This window comes from Aquipuribacter hungaricus (genome assembly GCF_037860755.1).
In the GTDB taxonomy this organism is placed as follows: Bacteria; Actinomycetota; Actinomycetes; order Actinomycetales; family JBBAYJ01; genus Aquipuribacter; species Aquipuribacter hungaricus.
On record NZ_JBBEOI010000372.1, the window covers coordinates 1 to 2,298 of the forward strand.

Sequence of the window (2,298 nt, forward strand, 5' to 3'; positions counted from 1 at the left end):
GACCGCGACCAGGCCGCGCCCGGCGACGACGGCCCAGCGGCCCTCCGCGGCGGCCCACGCGGTGCCCCACGCCGCCCCGGCCGGGCTCCACGCCGCGACCTCGACGAGGGCGGTGACGGCGCCGCTGCGCAGCCTGTCCGCGACCGCGGACACCCCGGGCCCGACGAGCCCGAGCATGGACACCAGGACGACGCCGACCCCGATGGTCACCTCGCGGCCGCGCCGCCCCGCGAGCAGCGACGCCGCCCACGTCAGCACCGCCCGCGAGGCGAGCAGGCAGGTCAGCGCACCGAGCAGGCCGGCGACGAGCGAGACCAGGACCGCGACGACCGGGGCGGGCCCGCGCGAGAACGTCACGGTGAGCGCCATCGACGCCAGCACCGTGACGGCGCCCATCGGCGTCGCGGCCGACGCGGCCAGCAGCCCCCGCGCGAGCGTGCCAGGGGCCAGCGGCACCAGCGCGAACCTGGCCGGGTCGACGAGGACGTCGTCGCTGCTGGTGAGCAGCGGCAGCAGCGCCCACGCGCCCACCGTGACCACGCCGAGGGCGACCACGGCGGCCCCGGCGACGTCGAGCGGGACGAGGCGGAGCCCGACGAGCAGCGCGGTCGCGCCGCCGCCGGCACCGAGCGCGACCATGCTGCCGAAGACCAGGAGCAGGACCTTCTCCACGCCCCCGGTGGCCTGGTGGCGCAGCAGCGTGAGCCTCAGCCGGACGAGGACGCCAACCACGACAACCCCCCGCCCAGGCCCCGGGAGCCGCCGGACAGCTCGACGAACCGGTCCTCGAGGCTCCCGCCGCCGCGGACCTCGTCGACGGTGCCCGCCGCGACGACGTGGCCGGAGACGATGACGGCGACGTGGTCGCAGAGCTGCTCGACGAGCGCCATGACGTGGCTGGACACCACCACCGTGCCGCCGTCGGCGGTGAACCGTCGCAGGAGCGCGCGGATGGTCGTGCCGGACACCGGGTCGACGGCCTCGAACGGCTCGTCGAGCACGAGCACCCGCGGGGCGTGGACGAGCGCGCACGCCAGCCCGACCTTCTTGCGCATGCCGGCGGAGTAGTCGACGACCAGCGTCCGCCCGGCGTCGCCGAGGTCGAGGACGTCGAGCAGCTCCGCGGCCCGGGACGCCGCCTCCGCGCGCGGCAGGCCGTGCAGCCGGCCGGTGTACTCCACGAGCTCGGGCCCGCGCAGCCGGTCGAGCACCGCGAGCCCGTCGGGCAGGACGCCCAGCACGCGGTGGGCGCGCACGACGTCGGCCCACACGTCGACGCCGTCGACGACCACCCGTCCGGCGTCCGGGCGCAGCAGGCCCGTCGCCATGGACAGCGTCGTCGTCTTGCCCGCGCCGTTGGGCCCGACCAGGCCGAACAGCGAGCCCGCGGGCACCGCCAGGTCGAGCCGGTCCACCGCCAGGGTGTCCCCGTACCGCTTGACCAGGCCCTCGCAGACCAGCGCCCCCGTCGTCATGACGGCGACGGTATCGGGCGGCCACGCCGTACCGTGGGCGTGTGGGGTGCACGTGAGGGCCGGGCAGACGGTGGGGGAGTACCGGCTGCTGCGCGTCATCGGCGAGGGCGGCATGGGCGTCGTCCACCTCGCGATGGACCGGGCCGAGCGCGCCGTCGCCGTCAAGGTGGTCCGGCCCAGCGTCGCCGCCGACCCCGAGACCCGGGCGCGGCTGGCGCGCGAGGTGCGCTCGCTGCTGCGGGTGCGCCACCCGCGCGTCGCCGAGGTCCTCGACGCCGACTTCGACGCCGAGCTGCCGTACGTCGTCATGCGCTACGTGCCCGGCGACCCGCTCGACGCGGTCGTCCGGCGCGACGGGCCGCTGACGGGCGGGCTGCTGGACGAGCTCGCCGTCGGGCTGTTCGAGGCCGTGGCCGCGGTGCACGCGGTCGGGGTCGTCCACCGCGACCTCAAGCCCGCCAACGTGCTCCTGCTCGACGGCTCGCCCGTGGTCATCGACTTCGGCATCGCCCGGGCCGTGGACGACGTGGCGCTCACCTCGACCGGCCTCATGGTCGGCACGCCGGGATACCTGTCGCCGGAGGTGCTCGACGGCACCGACGTGGGCACGGCGGCGGACTGGTGGGGCTGGGGTGCGGTCGTCGCCTACGCCGCGACCGGCCGACCGCCGTTCAAGGGCGGCCCGCTGGAGGCGGTGTGGGACCGGGTCCGCCGCGGTGCCGCCGACCTCGAGGGCGTCGACCCGCGCTGGGCCCGCGTGCTGGCGGCGACGCTGCGCGCCGACCCGGCGTCCCGGCCGACGCCCGGGCAGCTGGCCGACGCG

The 2,298-nt window shown here is 77.3% G+C and carries 2 protein-coding genes and 1 pseudogene; 1 reads left to right on the forward strand and 2 read right to left on the reverse strand.

Going from position 1 to position 2,298, the window contains the following annotated elements; all coding sequences use genetic code 11:
* Both WCS02_RS19760 and WCS02_RS19765 read right to left on the reverse strand, forming a co-directional pair.
* Positions 1-732, reverse strand: a pseudogene (locus tag WCS02_RS19760) (hypothetical protein); the annotation flags it as partial.
* Positions 708-1,475 carry an ABC transporter ATP-binding protein gene (locus WCS02_RS19765; RefSeq protein WP_340295991.1) on the reverse strand — a complete coding sequence of 256 codons (768 nt, stop codon included), beginning with the start codon at positions 1,473-1,475 and terminating at the stop codon, positions 708-710. The gene WCS02_RS19765 and the pseudogene WCS02_RS19760, both read right to left, overlap by 25 nt.
* A gap of 52 nt (positions 1,476-1,527) precedes the next feature.
* Here WCS02_RS19765 and WCS02_RS19770 point away from each other — a divergent pair.
* A partial coding sequence (locus WCS02_RS19770) for a serine/threonine-protein kinase (RefSeq protein ID WP_340295992.1) occupies positions 1,528-2,298 on the forward strand: 771 nt, incomplete at its 3' end.

What these genes read in the sequence shown, in the direction of transcription:
- WCS02_RS19765 (WP_340295991.1), bottom strand. Translation starts at nt 1,475, where the DNA reads ATGACGACGGGGGCGCTGGTCTGCGAGGGCCTGGTCAAGCGGTACGGG.